The sequence below is a fragment of the Pseudomonas sp. PGPPP1 genome (assembly GCF_002255865.1).
Classification (GTDB): domain Bacteria; phylum Pseudomonadota; class Gammaproteobacteria; order Pseudomonadales; family Pseudomonadaceae; genus Aquipseudomonas; species Aquipseudomonas cremoris.
Genome location: NZ_NKIG01000021.1, coordinates 101,797 through 118,878, shown reverse-complemented (window position 1 = coordinate 118,878; position 17,082 = coordinate 101,797). Strand labels below are relative to the sequence as shown.

Genomic DNA, 17,082 nt, shown 5'->3' with positions numbered 1-17,082 from the left:
TGTCAGTGGAACTTTGGCAGCAGTGCGTGGAGCTTTTGCGCGATGAGCTGCCTGCCCAGCAATTCAACACCTGGATCCGTCCGCTACAGGTCGAAGCCGAAGGCGACGAGTTGCGTGTCTACGCACCCAATCGTTTTGTTCTCGACTGGGTCAACGAGAAGTACCTGAGCCGCGTTCTCGAATTGCTCGACGAACATGGCAACGGCCTCGCCCCTGTGCTCTCCTTGTTAATAGGTAGCAAACGTAGCTCTGCGCCCCGCGCTGCGCCGAATGCACCTTTGGCTGCGGCTGCATCACAAGCCCAGGCTGCGGCCGCGCCGGTCGTCACAACGCCTGCTCCCGCGCCCGCACCGTCGAAATCCTCTGCGCAGAAGAACGCGCCAGAGCATGAAGAGCCGTCCCGCGACAGCTTCGACCCAATGGCAGGGGCCAGCTCCCAGCAAGCTCCGGTCCGCGCCGAACAGCGCACTGTGCAGGTGGAAGGTGCGCTCAAGCACACTAGTTACCTGAACCGCACGTTTACCTTTGAAAATTTCGTCGAAGGTAAATCCAACCAGTTGGCCCGCGCGGCCGCCTGGCAAGTTGCCGACAATCCCAAGCACGGTTACAACCCGCTCTTCCTTTATGGTGGCGTGGGCTTGGGTAAGACGCACTTGATGCACGCTGTGGGTAACCACCTATTAAAGAAGAACCCGAATGCCAAGGTCGTTTACCTGCACTCGGAGCGCTTCGTGGCTGACATGGTCAAGGCCTTGCAGCTCAATGCCATTAACGAGTTCAAGCGGTTCTACCGCTCCGTTGATGCATTGTTGATCGATGACATTCAATTCTTTGCCCGCAAGGAACGTTCCCAGGAAGAGTTCTTCCACACTTTCAACGCCCTGCTCGAAGGCGGCCAACAGGTCATCTTGACCAGTGACCGTTATCCGAAGGAAATCGAAGGCCTGGAAGAACGCCTGAAGTCACGCTTTGGCTGGGGCCTGACCGTTGCGGTCGAGCCGCCAGAGTTGGAAACCCGCGTCGCGATCCTGATGAAAAAGGCGGACCAGGCCAAAGTCGACCTGCCCCATGATGCCGCCTTCTTTATTGCCCAACGCATTCGTTCCAACGTGCGCGAGCTGGAAGGCGCGCTCAAGCGGGTCATCGCTCACTCGCACTTTATGGGCCGTGACATCACCATCGAGTTGATTCGCGAATCCCTCAAAGACTTGCTGGCACTGCAGGACAAACTGGTGAGTGTGGATAACATCCAGCGCACCGTTGCCGAGTACTACAAGATCAAGATTTCCGACCTGCTGTCCAAGCGCCGTTCGCGCTCGGTCGCTCGTCCTCGGCAGGTGGCCATGGCGCTCTCCAAGGAGCTGACCAACCACAGCCTGCCGGAAATCGGTGATGTGTTTGGCGGTCGCGATCACACTACGGTCTTGCATGCGTGCCGCAAGATCAACGAACTTAAGGAATCCGACGCGGATATTCGCGAGGACTACAAGAACCTGCTGCGTACACTGACAACTTGATGACACCAGCGCAGCTTATTAAGGCAAGGGACTAGACCATGCATTTCACCATTCAACGCGAAGCCCTGTTGAAACCCCTGCAACTGGTCGCAGGCGTCGTCGAGCGCCGACAGACCTTGCCGGTGCTTTCCAACGTATTGCTGGTAGTCGAAGGCCAGCAATTGTCCCTGACTGGTACCGACCTGGAAGTCGAACTGGTCGGTCGTGTGCAACTGGAAGAGCCCGCTGAACCGGGCGAGATCACCGTACCGGCGCGCAAGCTGATGGATATCTGCAAAAGCCTGCCGAACGACGCGCTGATCGATATCAAGGTTGATGACGCCAAGTTGGTCGTCAAAGCTGGCCGCAGCCGGTTCACCCTGTCCACGTTGCCAGCCAACGACTTCCCAACTGTGGAAGAAGGCCCAGGCTCGCTGACGTGCAGCCTGGAGCAAAGCAAGCTGCGCCGTTTGATCGAGCGCACCAGCTTTGCGATGGCGCAGCAGGACGTGCGTTACTACCTCAACGGCATGCTGTTGGAAGTGTCCGAAGGCATCATTCGTGCCGTGGCCACCGACGGTCACCGTTTGGCAATGTGCTCGATGAAGGCCGATATTGGTCAGCCCGATCGCCACCAGGTGATCGTGCCGCGCAAAGGTATCCTTGAACTGGCGCGTTTGCTCACCGAACCGGATGGCAACGTCAGCATCGTGTTGGGTCAACATCATATCCGCGCGACTACCGGTGAATTCACGTTCACTTCCAAGCTGGTCGACGGCAAATTCCCGGACTACGAGCGTGTGCTGCCTAAAGGTGGCGACAAACTGGTGCTTGGTGATCGCCAAGCTCTGCGTGAAGCGTTCAGCCGTACTGCGATCCTGTCGAACGAAAAATACCGCGGTATTCGCCTGCAACTCGCCAATGGTCAGTTGAAAATCCAGGCCAATAACCCGGAGCAGGAAGAAGCTGAAGAAGAAGTGGGCGTGGATTACAACGGCGGCTCTTTGGAAATTGGCTTCAACGTAAGTTACTTGCTCGACGTGCTGGGTGTGATGACCACTGAACAGGTTCGCCTGATTCTGTCGGACTCCAACAGCAGCGCATTGGTGCAAGAATCCGACAACGACGACTCGGCTTACGTTGTTATGCCGATGCGCCTGTAATAGACGCTAGATGTCCCTCAGTCGTGTCTCGGTCACCGCGGTGCGCAATCTGCACCCGGTGACCTTCTCCCCCTCCCCCCGCATCAATATCCTCCACGGCGCCAACGGCAGTGGCAAAACCAGCGTGCTGGAAGCCATTCACTTGCTGGGCCTTGCTCGTTCCTTTCGCAGCGCGCGCCTGCTACCGGTTATCCAGTACGAACAATTGGCGTGTACGGTATTTGGCCAGGTTGAACTGGCTGAAGGTGGGCACAGCAGCCTGGGGATATCCCGTGATCGCGGCGGAGAGTTCCAGATTCGCATCGACGGGCAAAATGCTCGTAGTGCTGCGCAGTTGGCGGAAATCCTGCCATTGCAACTGATCAACCCCGACAGCTTTCGACTGTTGGAAGGTGCACCGAAAATCCGCAGACAGTTCCTCGATTGGGGAGTGTTCCACGTGGAACCGCGTTTCATGGCCACTTGGCAGCGCCTGCAGAAGGCCCTGCGGCAGCGGAACTCATGGCTGCGGCATGGTACACTTGACGCCGCTTCGCAAGCGGCCTGGGACCGGGAACTGTGCCTGGCCAGCGACGAAATAGATGAATACCGCCGCACGTACATCAAAGCCTTGAAACCCGTCTTTGAGCAGACCCTGAGTGAGTTGTTGGACCTTGAGGGGCTGACATTGAGCTACTACCGCGGCTGGGATAAAGAGCGAGAACTGAGTGCAGTGCTCGCCACATCCTTGCAGCGGGACCAGCAAATTGGTCATACACAGGCTGGCCCCCAACGCGCTGATCTGCGCCTTAGATTAGGCGCACACAATGCTGCGGATATCTTGTCCCGTGGCCAGCAGAAGTTGGTGGTGTGCGCGCTGCGTATCGCCCAGGGTCACTTGGTAAGCCAGGCGCGACGCGGTCAGTGTATTTATCTGGTGGATGACTTGCCGTCCGAATTGGACGAGCAGCACCGCCGCGCTTTATGCCGCTTGTTGGAAGAATTACGCTGCCAGGTGTTTATCACCTGTGTAGACCACGAATTATTGAGGGAAGGCTGGCAGACGGAAACGCCAGTCGCTTTGTTCCACGTGGAACAGGGCCGTATCACCCAGACCCACGACCATCGGGAGTGAAGGCATGAGCGAAGAAAACACGTACGACTCGACCAGCATTAAAGTGCTGAAAGGTTTGGATGCCGTACGCAAACGTCCCGGTATGTACATCGGCGACACCGATGATGGTAGCGGTCTGCACCACATGGTGTTCGAGGTGGTCGATAACTCCATCGACGAAGCGTTGGCCGGTCACTGCGACGACATCAGCATCATCATCCACCCGGATGAATCCATCACTGTGCGCGATAACGGTCGCGGCATTCCGGTAGATGTGCACAAAGAAGAAGGCGTCTCGGCGGCAGAGGTCATCATGACCGTGCTCCACGCCGGCGGTAAGTTCGACGATAACTCCTATAAAGTCTCCGGCGGTCTGCACGGTGTAGGTGTGTCGGTGGTGAACGCTCTGTCCGAAGAGCTGATCCTGACCGTTCGCCGCAGTGGCAAAATCTGGGAACAGACCTACGTTCACGGTGTTCCACAAGAGCCGATGAAGATCGTAGGTGATAGCGAAACTACGGGTACGCAGATCCACTTCAAGCCATCGGCTGAAACCTTCAAGAATATCCACTTCAGCTGGGACATCCTGGCTAAGCGTATTCGTGAGCTGTCCTTTCTTAACTCCGGTGTGGGTATCGTCCTCAAGGATGAACGCAGCGGCAAGGAAGAGCTGTTCAAGTACGAAGGCGGTCTGCGTGCGTTCGTTGAATACCTGAACACCAATAAGACTGCGGTCAACCAGGTGTTCCACTTCAACATCCAGCGTGAAGACGGCATCGGCGTAGAGATCGCCCTGCAGTGGAACGACAGCTTCAACGAGAACCTGTTGTGCTTCACCAACAACATTCCACAGCGCGACGGCGGTACTCACCTGGTGGGTTTCCGTTCCGCACTGACGCGTAACCTGAACACCTACATCGAAGCCGAAGGCTTGGCCAAGAAGCACAAAGTCGCCACTACTGGTGACGATGCGCGCGAAGGCCTCACCGCAATCATCTCGGTAAAAGTACCGGACCCTAAGTTCAGCTCCCAGACCAAGGACAAACTGGTGTCTTCCGAAGTGAAGACTGCAGTGGAACAGGAGATGGGCAAATACTTCTCCGACTTCCTTCTGGAAAACCCGAACGAAGCCAAGCTGGTTGTCGGCAAGATGATCGATGCGGCACGTGCGCGTGAAGCTGCACGTAAAGCCCGTGAGATGACCCGTCGTAAAGGCGCTTTGGACATCGCTGGCCTGCCCGGCAAACTGGCCGACTGCCAAGAGAAAGACCCTGCCCTCTCCGAGCTGTACCTGGTGGAAGGTGACTCTGCTGGCGGTTCCGCCAAGCAGGGTCGTAACCGTCGCACCCAGGCCATCCTGCCGTTGAAGGGCAAGATTCTCAACGTCGAGAAAGCGCGCTTCGACAAGATGATTTCCTCCCAGGAAGTTGGCACCTTGATCACGGCGTTGGGCTGCGGTATTGGCCGTGACGAGTACAACATCGACAAGCTGCGCTACCACAACATCATCATCATGACCGATGCTGACGTCGACGGTTCGCACATCCGTACACTGCTGCTGACCTTCTTCTTCCGTCAGCTGCCGGAGCTGATCGAGCGTGGCTACATCTACATCGCCCAGCCGCCGTTGTACAAAGTGAAAAAGGGCAAGCAAGAGCAATACATCAAAGACGACGACGCCATGGAAGAGTACATGACGCAGTCGGCCCTGGAAGATGCGAGCCTGCACTTGAACGATGAAGCACCGGGCATCTCGGGCGAGTCGCTGGAGCGCCTGGTAAACGACTTCCGCATGGTGATGAAAACCCTCAAGCGTCTGTCGCGCCTGTACCCTCAGGAGCTGACTGAGCACTTCATCTACCTGCCGGCTGTTAGCCTGGAACAGCTGGGTGATCACGCAGCGATGCAGGATTGGCTGGCCCAGTACGAAGTGCGCCTGCGCACCTCCGAGAAGTCTGGCCTGGTGTACAAAGCCAGCCTGCGTGAAGACCGTGAACGTAACGTTTGGCTGCCTGAGGTCGAGCTGATCTCCCACGGCCTGTCGAACTACGTCACCTTCAACCGTGACTTCTTCGGCAGTAACGACTACAAAACCGTGGTTACCTTGGGGGCACAACTGAGCACCCTGCTGGACGACGGCGCTTATATCCAACGCGGCGAACGCAAGAAGCAGGTCAAGGAATTCAAGGAAGCCCTTGATTGGCTGATGGCTGAGAGCACTAAGCGCCACACTATCCAGCGATACAAAGGTCTGGGCGAAATGAACCCGGATCAACTGTGGGAAACCACCATGGACCCGGCCCAGCGTCGCATGCTGCGCGTGACCATCGAAGACGCTATTGGCGCAGACCAGATCTTCAACACCCTGATGGGTGATGCGGTCGAGCCGCGTCGTGACTTCATCGAGAGTAACGCGCTGGCGGTTTCCAACCTGGATTTCTGATCTAGAGGCACCGCTAAACAAAAAGGCCAACGCTAAGCGTTGGCCTTTTTTATTGGGTGAAGATTACCTACTTTTCCAAATGCTCCACGTGGAACATCTACTGTGAAGCGGTCGCCACACTCTCCAACCGATACCCATAGCCATAGATTGTTAGCAGCTGCCAGCCACGGTCCGCCGTGAGTCCTAGCTTGTTGCGCAGGCGGTAGATATGCGTATCCAACGGTCGTGACGACACCATTTCTTCATGGGTCCAAAACCGCTCGTACAAGTATTCGCGGGATAAAGGCCGGGCCAAATTGGCAAACAGACAGCTAGCCAGACGGTATTCCCTCTCAGTGAGATTGATCGGCTTGCCGGCACGGGTGACGGTCAACTCTGCATCATCAAAGGTCAGGTCGTTGAAGCTTTGCACTTCATGAGTCGCTGACTTCTGTAGGCCATGCCGGCGCAAAACAGCCGTTACACGTGCCTTCAACTCATTAGGTCGAAAGGGTTTGCTGACGTAATCGTCGGCACCGCTGTTTAGCGCAGTGACGATATCGCTCTCTGCATCACGGCTGGTCAGCATGATGACGGCAGGTGGTGACTCCATGTGTTCACGGGTCCAGCGCAGCAGGGCGATCCCAGTGATGTCCGGTAGTTGCCAGTCGAGTATCAACAGGTCGAAGGTTTCCCGACGTAGTTGGCGCAACAGGTCTTCACCGCGCTCGAAGCAATGCAGGGTCCAGGGCTGTTCGGCGGTGCTGGGGATTTGTCGCAGTGTCTGTTCCACCCGGCGCAGTTCCGCGGGTTCGTCATCCAGTATTGCGACACGCATGAGTGGTCCTTTCTTCTTGGAGATTACGGCAGCCGTTGCAAGGGTACGTACTGCGCAAATGCGATCTTTGAATCTGAAGAATTGTGCGCAGATTCATCGACCCCTTGGATCCTCGGTACGCTGAGATCAATGAACGGTTAAGCCATTGAAAGTCCTCGATACCTATGTGGGCAAGATACCGGCTCCCAGCAGTAAGGAAAAGGATCAGCCGACGCGTGCGCTGGCGTAATCTCCTGCACACTGATGTCAGATGCCCTCTGGAACCCCAACCTTGATGAGCACCATGATCCTTTCCCCCAATCGATTGCGCTGCGCCCTCCCCTCGTTGTTGATGCTGGCAGCCGGCGTTTCTGCCAAGGCTCGACCGCCTTACATCGATGATCATTTATTGTGCCGCCCGCAGCCATTGCCTGCGGTGGTCCAGCATCTGACCGGGGAAGCGTGGAAACTTGATGTCCGAGGCAAGACCAGCCCTTTGGTGGAAGGTATGACCATTGATGAGCAGGAAGGTGTGAAAACATCGGCATCTGCATTTGTTAGCCTGCTGCTGCGGGATGGCTCGCGGGTCGTGCTGCCCTCTGAGTCACAGGTGCGATTGCACTTGGAAACGAAGTTATCTATCCCTCAGGTCGTGCTCGAACAAGGCCAAGCCGAGGCTTATGTGATCAAGCGCGCCACGGGTGTGGACCGTTTTCAGATCGTGACGCCGGTGGGTGTGCTGGGCGTGCGCGGCACGCATTTCCGCGTACGTAATGACGATGAGCAATCGGTACTTGAAGTACTGGATGGTGAGGTGGCGGCGAACCGCGAACCTGGAAAACCCACGACGGAAGGTGAAGTTAAAGTCGATGCCAGGCATGGCTTATTGCTCAAGAAACAGGGTGACCTGAAACCCGTGGAGCTTCTCGCCGCGCCCCAGCTTATCGGTCAGGACGGTCAGAAAGGCGATGCGCCGGTCTGGAGTCTGTACGTACGGCCTGTGCCTGGCGCCCAGCGTTATCGCGCCCAGGTCGCCACCGACAAGGCCTTTATGAACATCAAGCAGCAAAACTTTTCCAGTGCGCCAAAAATGAGCTTCACTGGGCTCAAAGCATCGTTCTATCACGTGCGTTTATCGGCCTACGACGAACAGGGCCTTGAAGGAGAAACCGGGGTTTATGACATCTTCTACTACCCGCCCACCACGCAGGTGCGTTGATCGATGATGCTTTGGGGCAAGGCCGAGAAACGTCAACCCACCCATGCCCAGCGCCTGTTTCACGGCTTGGTGCGCGAGTGGTTGTGGATCGGTTTATTGCTGTTGCCCATTACGGCGTACCTGTCCCTAAGCCCTGGCCTGGCATTGAATAACCCGCTGTACGACAGCCTTCGCCGGCTGACACCACTGCCGGTCGACCCGCGAATCCTGCTGGTGACCATCGACGATCCCAGCCTTAAAAAACTTGGCCAGTGGCCCTGGCCCCGCAGCCTGCATGCTGACCTGATTGATCGCCTGAGCGCTGCGCAGCCGGCCGGTATTCTGTTTGACGTCATCTTCAGTGAGCCGGGCAACCCTGCGAACGACAAGCGCCTGGCCGACGCGGTGTGCAACGCTGGTAACGTTTTGCTGCCTCTGGTACGTGAAGGCCTGGCGAGCTACAGCCAACCCGGTGCACAAATGCAGCCTTTGCTTAAATGTGCCAAGGGGGTTGGCCATATCAATGTAGAAGCGGACAACGATGGCGTTGTGCGCAGTCTGTATTTACGCGAAGGACCACCCGATAGCACTGCGCCGCAACTGGCATGGTTGGCCTACGAGATGAGTGGTGAGCAGCTACAGATGCCTGGGGAGCCATTGGAACCGATGACTCAACACTGGCACCGGGAACATGCGATTCGTATCCCGTTCATTTCAGCGCATGCCCATTTTCCCAGTGTGTCCTACGCCAGCGTTCTGCATGGCGAAGTACCGCCCCAGTTGCTGCGTGACCGCCTGATTCTGGTCGGCGCAACGGCTTCGGGAATGGGCGACCGTTATGTCACGCCGCTTTCCTCTACCGTTGGCAACACGGCGGGTGTAGAGATCCAGGCCAATGTGCTCAATGGCTTGCTGCAAGGCCGCAGTATTGTTGATCTGCCGCAATGGCTCGCTGCCGTGATGGCAACGTCCTTGGTGGCGTTACTGTTGGGATCGCTGCTCTATCGCCCGCGCTATGCGCTGTGGATGACCCTAGGCTGTATGGGGGTGGCATTGCTCGTCTCATTGACCCTGTTGCGGTTGGGTCACTGGTGGTCGCCTGCGGCGTGCTTGATTGGTTTGCTGCTCAGCTACCTGATCTGGAACTGGCGTCGCCTCAGTGTGATCCTGGCCTACTTCGGCTGGGAACTGGCACGCCTGGATAACGAACCGAAAGTGTTGCCCGAGCGCCGCCGTGCACCTGCTAACAAAGGCGATGTGCTGCAGGCTCGTATCTTTGCGTTGGAGCAGGCGGTCAGCCGCACCCGCGATACCCGGCGCTTTATGGCTGATGGCCTGGAGTGCCTGCCGGTTGCCACGTTGATCACCGACCCCAAGGGCAATATCCTGCTGGCCAATCGCATTGCCCGCGAAGTGTTCGTCAATGACCTGGTCAGTGAAAACCTGTTGGAACAACTTGCGGACCTGGGTTATCCGCCGCTGCACAACGGCGTGCGCCCTGCCCTCTCGGCGCTGGAGTTGATTGAGTTTCGAGATATCCACCAGCGCAGCCTGCGTATGGAGTTGGCGCCCTTGCTGCCCGCGGAAGGTGACGTTGCGCTTGGCTGGCTGCTTAGCCTGACGGACCTGAGCAAAGAGCGCGATGCCCAGCAGCACCGAGAGACGATGTTGCGCTTCCTGTCTCATGACCTGCGGGCGCCGCACTCGGCGATCCTCGCGCTGTTGGATGTGCACAACGGCGAGTCCCCCGTTTTTGCTCAGATAGAGCAACAAGTACGTCGCGCCCTGAGCCTCACCGAATCCTTTGTGCAGTTGGCAAAAGCCGAGGCCGACGGTTATCAATTCCAACCCACCTTGTTCGCCATGTTGGTGATGGATGCTTTTGATCAAGTGGCGGTGATCGCTCAGCTCAAGGGTATTCATTTGGTCCACGACCTGGATGAGGCCGACGAGGGCATGGTGTCGGCCGATCAGTCACTGCTTACCCGCGCACTGTTTAACGTGCTCGAGAACGCCATCAAGTATTCACCTTCTGGTACCACCGTCAGGCTTAGTCATGACACTGCGCAAGGTCTGTTGGTCTGCCGTATCAGCGACCAAGGACCGGGGATTGCTGAGCAGGATCTGCCGGAACTGTTTAGCCAATACCGGCGCTTTGATTCGGCCCAAGGCAGTGATGGGCTGGGATTGGGTCTGACGATGGTCAAAGCAGTGATAGAACGTCACGGTGGCGAAATCCGTTGCGAAAGCGTAGTGGGCAAAGGCACCACGTTCAGCATGCACTTACCGTTGTTGGAGGACTGAACACAGCCGCTTTTATGCTGTGCATAAAAAACCGGCCGCGAGGGCCGGTTTTTTAATGCGGGAAAAACTTATGCACCTTTTCCGCAATTTTATGAGCTTGAGAAATATGTAAGAAAATCAGCTTCTTATGAATCAAAAAAGGCGATTCGCCAACAAACCGTACACAGGTTATCCACAGAAGCTCAGACCGCCGGTGTCTCGACTACAACCGGCTCCGGCGGCAGCGATCCCATGGCCCGTTGTTGCGCTTCGTTCCATGCGGCAGCGCGGTCATTCAGCGCGGCAATGGCACGCGGCCCTTCACCTTCGGCGTACATCGGTTCGCCTATGACGACGGTGATGGTGCCCTCGCGTTTTGCCCAACCGGTCTTCGGCCAGAACTTGCCAGCGTTGTGGGCAATCGGCAGTACCGGCAGGTTGGCATTGACTGCCAATGCAGTACCACCGCGAGAGAACTTGCCTACGGTGCCGTAGGGCACGCGAGTACCTTCCGGGAAGATCAGCACCCAAACGCCATCCTTGAGCAGCTCATCGCCCTTCTTGGCCACGTGTTTGAGGGCGGCCTTGGGGTTGTCACGGTCGATGGCGATCGGACGCAGCATGGCCATGGCCCAGCCGAAGAACGGCACGTACAGCAACTCACGCTTGAGCACTTGGCTCAACGGCGAGAAATACGCCGACAGGAAGAACGTCTCCCAGGTGCTTTGGTGGTTCGACAGAATCACGCAGGGCTGGTCTGGGACATTTTCAGCGCCTTTGATCTCGAAGCGGATGCCAAGGAATACCTTGGTCAGCCACAACGCGCAGCGGCACCAATAGACGTTGATAAAGCGATAGCGCGCCTTGAACGGCAGGAAGGGCGCGATAAAAAAGCTCAGGGTGCACCAGAGAAACGAACTGGTGCCCAACAGCAGGTAAAAGAAGAAGGTTCTGATGGCCTGCAAAATCGACATGGCGGCATTTACCGTTGCGGGACAACGCCCGCCTGTTAAAAGCGCACTCCCGAACAGTCCTTGGTCAGGAAGTCGAGGGCGGCTAGTTGTTGATAAGTTCTGCGGCGACTGCCGCCAGATCGTCAAAAATCAAGGTGCCTACCGGCAGGTTTTTCGCCTGGGTCTTTTCGCCTTTCCCGGTCTTAACCAAAACTGGCTGAGAGTCGACGGCTTTGGCCGCTTCCAGGTCACCGAGGCTGTCCCCGACGAACCATAGCCCAGCTAATGGCACCTTGTAATGTTCTGCAATAGTTTTCAACATGCCCGGCTTGGGTTTGCGGCAATCGCAGCCCTCGTCCGGTCCATGCGGGCAGTACACCACCAGGCCCACCTCACCGCCCTGCTCGGCCACTAGCGTGCGCAAGCGCGCGTGCATGGCGTCCAGGGTAGCGATGTCGTAGTAACCACGGGCGATGCCGGACTGGTTGGTGGCGATGGCTACCGTCCAGCCGGCTTTGCTCAACTGCGCGATGGCCTCGATCGAACCGGGCAGTGGAACCCACTCCTCCACCGACTTGATGTAAGCGTCGGAGTCGTAATTGATCACCCCGTCCCGATCGAGAATCAGCAGTTTCAACATGGTCAGCTCAGCGTCGAGATGTCGGCGATGTTGACGAACAGGCCACGCAACCGCGCCAGCATGGCGTAGCGGTTTTTACGCACGCCGGCATCTTCGGCATTGATCATCACCGCTTCGAAGAACGCATCCACCGGCTCACGCAAGGTGGCAAGGCGCGCAAGGGCTTCGGCGTAGTTACGTTCGGCGATCAGCGGTTTCACCGCGTTTTCTGCCTTGGCGATGGCCGAGTTCAACGAGAACTCCTTGGCATCGGCAAACAGGCCAGGGTCGACTTCCGCGTTGCCCAGGCCTTCGGCCTTGCTCAGCAGGTTCGATACTCGCTTGTTCACGGCGGCCAAGGCATCGGCTTCCGGCAGCTTGCGGAACGCCTGTACAGCTTGTACGCGCTGGTCGAAGTCCAGTGCCGAGCCCGGTTGCAGGGCACGTACCGACAGGTACACCGACACGTCCACGCCTTCGTCTTCGTAACGCGCACGCAGGCGGTCGAACACGAACTCCAGCACTTGCTCGGCCAGGCCGGCTTGCTTGACCTTGGCACCGAACTGGCCAACGGCGAACACCACGGCCTGGGTCAGGTCGAGATCGAGCTTCTTGTCGATCAGGATACGCAGCACACCCAAGGCCGCACGGCGCAGGGCATACGGGTCTTTGCTACCGGTAGGCAGCATGCCGATACCGAAGATACCCACCAGCGTGTCCAGCTTGTCGGCGATGGCCACGGCCGCACCGGTCAAGGTAGTTGGCAGCTCAGCGCCAGCACCGCGCGGCATGTACTGCTCGTTCAGGGCCAGGGCTACGTCGTCCGGTTCGCCGTCGTTGAGGGCATAGTAGTAGCCGGCAACGCCTTGCATTTCGGGGAATTCGCCGACCATCTCGGTGGCCAGGTCGCACTTGGACAGCAGCCCTGCACGCGCAGCCCAGGCAGCATCACCGCCGATGCGCGGCGCGATGTAGGCGGCCAGCTTGGAAACCCGTACGGCCTTGTCGTAGACACTGCCGAGTTTTTCCTGGAACACCACGTTTTGCAGGCGCAGGTTGAAGTCTTCCAGCTTCTGCTTCTTGTCTTGCTTGAAGAAGAACTCGGCGTCGGTCAGGCGCGGGCGGACGACTTTCTCGTTACCGGCGATGATCTGTTGCGGGTCCTTGCTTTCGATGTTGGCCACGGTAATGAAGCGCGGCAGCAACTTGCCGTCCACGTCCAGCAGGCAGAAGTACTTCTGGTTGTCCTGCATAGTGGTGATCAGGGCTTCTTGCGGCACGTCGAGGAAACGCTCTTCGAACGAGCACACCAGCGGCACCGGCCATTCAACCAGCGCGGTCACTTCGTCCAACAGGCTTGGCGGCACGATGGCGGTGCCTTCCTGCAGGCGGGCCAGCTCTTCGGTGCGCTTGCTAATCAGCTCGCGACGCTCGTTGGCGTCGGCCAGCACGTAGGCAGCACGCAGGTCGGCGGCGTAGTTGGCCGGCGAGGTGATGCGAACGGCTTCCGGGTGATGGAAGCGGTGGCCACGGGAATCACGGCCAGCCTTCTGGGCCAGGATGGTGCAGTCAATGACGTGGTCACCGAGCAGCATCACCAGCCATTGGGTTGGACGGACGAATTCTTCCTTGCGCGCACCCCAGCGCATGCGCTTGGGGATCGGCAGGTCGTTCAGCGAGTCTTCGACGATGGTCGGCAGCAGGCTGGCGGTTGGCTTGCCGGTGATGACTTGGCTGAAGCGCAGTTTCGGGCCGCTCTGGTCGATTTCGCTGAGCTCGACGCCACACTTCTTGGCAAAACCAAGGGCGGCTTGAGTCGGGTTGCCTTCGGCGTCGAAAGCCGCCTGGCGTGGCGGGCCGTCGAGGTTGATGCTGCGGTCCGGCTGCTGGGTTTCCAGCGCAGTCAGCAGTACAGCCAGGCGACGTGGCGCGGCGTAGACTTTTTTAGCGGCGAATTTCAGGCCAGCGCTTTGCAGGCCTTTTTCGATACCGGCCAGGAACGCATCGGCCAGGGTGTTCAGTGCCTTGGGTGGCAGCTCTTCGGTGCCCAGTTCAACCAGGAAATCTTGAGCACTCATTGTGCAGCCTCCAGCTTAGCCAACACTTCATCACGCAAGTCCGGGGTTGCCATCGGGAAGCCCAGCTTGGCGCGAGCCAGCAGGTAGGCTTGGGCGACGGAACGCGCCAGGGTGCGTACACGCAGGATGTATTGCTGGCGCGCAGTTACCGAGATAGCCCGGCGTGCGTCCAGCAGGTTGAAGGTATGGGAAGCCTTCAACACCATTTCATAGCTTGGCAACGGCAGCGGCTGGTCGAGTTCGATCAGGCGCTTGGCTTCGCTTTCATAGAAGTCGAACAGTTCGAACAGCTTCTCGACGTTGGCGTGTTCGAAGTTGTAGGTGGACTGCTCCACTTCGTTCTGGTGGAACACATCGCCGTAGGTCACTTTGCCGAACGGGCCGTCAGCCCACACCAGGTCGTAGACCGAGTCCACGCCTTGCAGGTACATGGCCAGGCGCTCAAGGCCGTAGGTGATTTCGCCGGTCACCGGGTAGCACTCGATGCCACCCGCTTGTTGGAAGTAAGTGAATTGCGTCACTTCCATGCCGTTGAGCCAGACTTCCCAGCCCAGGCCCCAGGCGCCCAGGGTTGGCGACTCCCAGTTGTCTTCAACGAAACGGATGTCGTGGACCAGCGGGTCCAGGCCGACATGTTTCAGCGAGCCCAGGTACAGTTCCTGGAAATTGTCCGGGTTCGGCTTCAATACCACCTGGAACTGGTAGTAGTGCTGCAGACGGTTCGGGTTTTCACCGTAGCGGCCGTCAGTCGGGCGACGACTGGGCTGCACATAAGCGGCGTTCCAGGTTTCCGGGCCGATGGCCCGCAGGAATGTTGCGGTGTGGAAAGTGCCGGCGCCTACTTCCATATCGTAGGGCTGAAGTACCACACAACCTTGCTCGGCCCAGTATTGCTGGAGGGCGAGGATCAAGTCTTGGAAGGTACGCACGGCTGGCGTAGGCTGGCTCACGAAATTCACCTGTTACTTGGGCTGCGATTTAAAGAGCGGGAGTATACCCGATTCGGCCGCGCCACCATCCCCTGGAGCCTTATGCCACGCTGCTTTTGGTGTTCTGAAGATCCGCTGTACATGGCTTATCACGATCAGGAGTGGGGAACGCCGCTGCGCGATGCGCAGGGCTTGTTCGAGTTGCTTTTACTCGAAGGGTTCCAGGCGGGCCTTTCCTGGATCACCGTTTTACGCAAACGCGAGCATTATCGAAAGGTCTTGTTTGGCTTTGATGCCCAACGCTTGGCGCAACTGACCGATGCCGAGATCGAAGCGCTGATGCTCGACCCAGGCATCGTGCGCAACCGTCTCAAGCTCAACGCCACCCGACGCAATGCCGCGGCCTGGTTGGCATTGGAAGATCCGGTGGGCTTGCTCTGGTCGTTTGTCGGCGGCGTGCCCAAGGTCAATCACTTCAAGGATCGCAGCGAGGTTCCGGCGATTACGCCCGAGGCTGAGGCCATGAGCAAGGCGTTGAAAAAAGCCGGGTTCACCTTCGTGGGACCGACCATTTGCTATGCGTTCATGCAGGCCTCGGGCATGGTCATGGACCACACTCAGGACTGCGACCGTTACGCGGACCTGGCCAACGCCGGTTAGAATGCCCGCTTTGCGCACCACACACGAACAGGAGTGACCTGTGGAAAAGTTTAAAGGCGCCTTGCTGGTAGGCGCTCTTCGGTTGTTCGCCCTGCTGCCCTGGCGCGCTGTCCAGGCCGTTGGCACCGCGATTGGCTGGATCATGTGGAAAACCCCCAACCGCTCCCGCGACACGGTGCGGATCAACCTCTCCAAATGCTTCCCGGACATGGACCCAGCCGAGCGCGAAGCGCTGGTCGGCCGAAGCCTGATGGACATTGGTAAGTCCTTGACTGAAAGCGCCTGCGCGTGGATCTGGCCGGCCCAGCGCTCCATCGACCTGGTGCGTGAAGTCGAAGGCCTGGAAGTGCTGCACGAAGCCTTGGCTTCGGGCAAAGGCGTGGTTGGGATCACCAGTCACCTGGGCAACTGGGAAGTGTTGAACCACTTCTATTGCAGCCAATGTAAACCGATCATTTTCTACCGCCCGCCCAAGCTCAAGGCGGTGGATGAGCTGCTGCGCAAACAACGGGTGCAACTGGGCAACCGCGTGGCAGCGTCCACCAAGGAAGGCATCCTCAGTGTGATCAAGGAAGTGCGTAAAGGTGGCCAGGTGGGTATTCCCGCCGACCCGGAACCGGCCGAATCGGCTGGGATCTTCGTACCGTTCTTCGCTACCCAGGCGCTGACCAGCAAGTTCGTGCCGAACATGCTCGCAGGCCACAAGGCCGTGGGCGTGTTCCTGCATGCGCTGCGGTTGCCGGACGGTTCGGGCTACAAGGTGATTCTGGAAGCGGCGCCGGAAGACATGTACAGCACCGACACCGCCACGTCCTGTGCGGCGATGAGCAAGGTGGTGGAGCGGTATGTGGGTGCCTACCCGAGTCAGTACATGTGGAGCATGAAGCGCTTCAAGAAACGCCCGCCGGGTGAAGAGCGGTGGTATTGATTCCCCACTGACCTCCCTGCCAATGGAGATCAAATGTGGGAGCTGGCTTGCCTGCGATAGCATCACCTCGGTGTAACTGACCAACCGAGGTGATGCTATCGCAGGCAAGCCAGCTCCCACAGGGGATCACCTCAAGCCTGGCGATCGAGTTTTTTCAGGAACACTGTCATTTCTTTTTCGGCCTGTTTGTCGCCATGGGCCTGGGCCGCTTCAATCCCCTGCTCCCATGCCAACCGCGCCGCCGCACGATCTTCCAATCCCAGTTGGGCTTTGCCTAGCAGCTTCCACGCCGCCGAATACTTCGGATCGAACTCGACGCATTTCTGCAAATGCTCCGCCGCCTTGGCGTTGTCCTTCAAGTCCAGATACCCCTTGCCCAAGCCAAAGCGCAGCAGCGAGTTATCCACACCCTTGGCGAGCATTTTTTCCAGGGATTCGAGCAT

The 17,082-nt window shown here is 58.2% G+C and carries 14 protein-coding genes; 8 read left to right on the top strand and 6 right to left on the bottom strand.

The annotated features are described in order from the left end of the window. The 4 genes from dnaA to gyrB all read left to right on the top strand — a co-directional run. On the top strand, window positions 1–1,517 hold a 1,517-nt coding region (gene dnaA / locus CFE47_RS21765), incomplete at its 5' end, for a chromosomal replication initiator protein DnaA (RefSeq protein WP_286840384.1). A 38-nt stretch (window positions 1,518–1,555) separates the two neighbouring features. Further along, window positions 1,556–2,659: a DNA polymerase III subunit beta gene (gene dnaN, locus CFE47_RS21760; protein ID WP_185709615.1), complete on the top strand. Its 1,104-nt coding sequence runs from the start codon at window positions 1,556–1,558 to the stop codon at window positions 2,657–2,659. 10 nt (window positions 2,660–2,669) lie between these two features. Beyond that, complete coding sequence (gene recF / locus CFE47_RS21755; RefSeq protein WP_185709616.1) at window positions 2,670–3,773, top strand: DNA replication/repair protein RecF; 1,104 nt, start codon at window positions 2,670–2,672, stop codon at window positions 3,771–3,773. 4 nt (window positions 3,774–3,777) lie between these two features. After that, window positions 3,778–6,195: a DNA topoisomerase (ATP-hydrolyzing) subunit B gene (gyrB, locus tag CFE47_RS21750; protein WP_185709617.1), complete on the top strand. Its 2,418-nt coding sequence runs from the start codon at window positions 3,778–3,780 to the stop codon at window positions 6,193–6,195. A gap of 97 nt (window positions 6,196–6,292) precedes the next feature. On the opposite strand, the gene CFE47_RS21745 is transcribed toward gyrB, so the two are convergent. After that, a complete protein-coding gene (locus tag CFE47_RS21745) occupies window positions 6,293–7,012 on the bottom strand; it encodes a response regulator transcription factor (protein ID WP_286840383.1) in 720 nt (239 codons plus the stop codon). Between the two features lie 283 nt (window positions 7,013–7,295). On the opposite strand from CFE47_RS21745, the gene CFE47_RS21740 reads away from it, so the two are divergent. Together CFE47_RS21740 and CFE47_RS21735 are read left to right on the top strand one after the other, a co-directional pair. Next, window positions 7,296–8,210: a FecR family protein gene (locus tag CFE47_RS21740; protein WP_502695495.1), complete on the top strand. Its 915-nt coding sequence runs from the start codon at window positions 7,296–7,298 to the stop codon at window positions 8,208–8,210. A 3-nt stretch (window positions 8,211–8,213) separates the two neighbouring features. Further along, window positions 8,214–10,493, top strand: a complete 2,280-nt coding sequence (locus CFE47_RS21735) for a CHASE2 domain-containing protein (RefSeq protein ID WP_286840382.1) — start codon at window positions 8,214–8,216, stop codon at window positions 10,491–10,493. Window positions 10,494–10,675: 182 nt separating this feature from the next. On the opposite strand, the gene CFE47_RS21730 is transcribed toward CFE47_RS21735, so the two are convergent. The 4 genes from CFE47_RS21730 to glyQ form a co-directional block, all read right to left on the bottom strand. After that, a complete protein-coding gene (locus tag CFE47_RS21730; protein WP_286840381.1) occupies window positions 10,676–11,446 on the bottom strand; it encodes a lysophospholipid acyltransferase family protein in 771 nt (256 codons plus the stop codon). Window positions 11,447–11,528: 82 nt separating this feature from the next. After that, complete coding sequence (gmhB, locus tag CFE47_RS21725; protein WP_161548523.1) at window positions 11,529–12,065, bottom strand: D-glycero-beta-D-manno-heptose 1,7-bisphosphate 7-phosphatase; 537 nt, start codon at window positions 12,063–12,065, stop codon at window positions 11,529–11,531. Between the two features lie 2 nt (window positions 12,066–12,067). Then, window positions 12,068–14,122, bottom strand: coding sequence for a glycine--tRNA ligase subunit beta (gene glyS, locus CFE47_RS21720; protein WP_286840379.1), 2,055 nt, complete (start codon window positions 14,120–14,122; stop codon window positions 12,068–12,070). Beyond that, window positions 14,119–15,072: a glycine--tRNA ligase subunit alpha gene (gene glyQ, locus CFE47_RS21715; protein WP_003213601.1), complete on the bottom strand. Its 954-nt coding sequence runs from the start codon at window positions 15,070–15,072 to the stop codon at window positions 14,119–14,121. Before glyQ ends, glyS begins: the two co-directional genes overlap by 4 nt. Before the next feature lie 81 nt (window positions 15,073–15,153). On the opposite strand from glyQ, the gene CFE47_RS21710 reads away from it, so the two are divergent. Together CFE47_RS21710 and CFE47_RS21705 are read left to right on the top strand one after the other, a co-directional pair. Next, complete coding sequence (locus tag CFE47_RS21710) at window positions 15,154–15,711, top strand: DNA-3-methyladenine glycosylase I (protein ID WP_286840378.1); 558 nt, start codon at window positions 15,154–15,156, stop codon at window positions 15,709–15,711. A 40-nt stretch (window positions 15,712–15,751) separates the two neighbouring features. Then, on the top strand, window positions 15,752–16,639 hold the full coding sequence (locus tag CFE47_RS21705; protein ID WP_177004954.1) for a lysophospholipid acyltransferase: 888 nt from the start codon (window positions 15,752–15,754) through the stop codon (window positions 16,637–16,639). Between the two features lie 131 nt (window positions 16,640–16,770). Here the strand turns inward: CFE47_RS21705 and CFE47_RS21700 are convergent, their stop codons facing one another. Continuing rightward, window positions 16,771–17,082 (bottom strand): hypothetical protein, encoded by a 312-nt coding sequence (locus tag CFE47_RS21700; RefSeq protein WP_286840377.1) that lies wholly within the window; start codon window positions 17,080–17,082, stop codon window positions 16,771–16,773.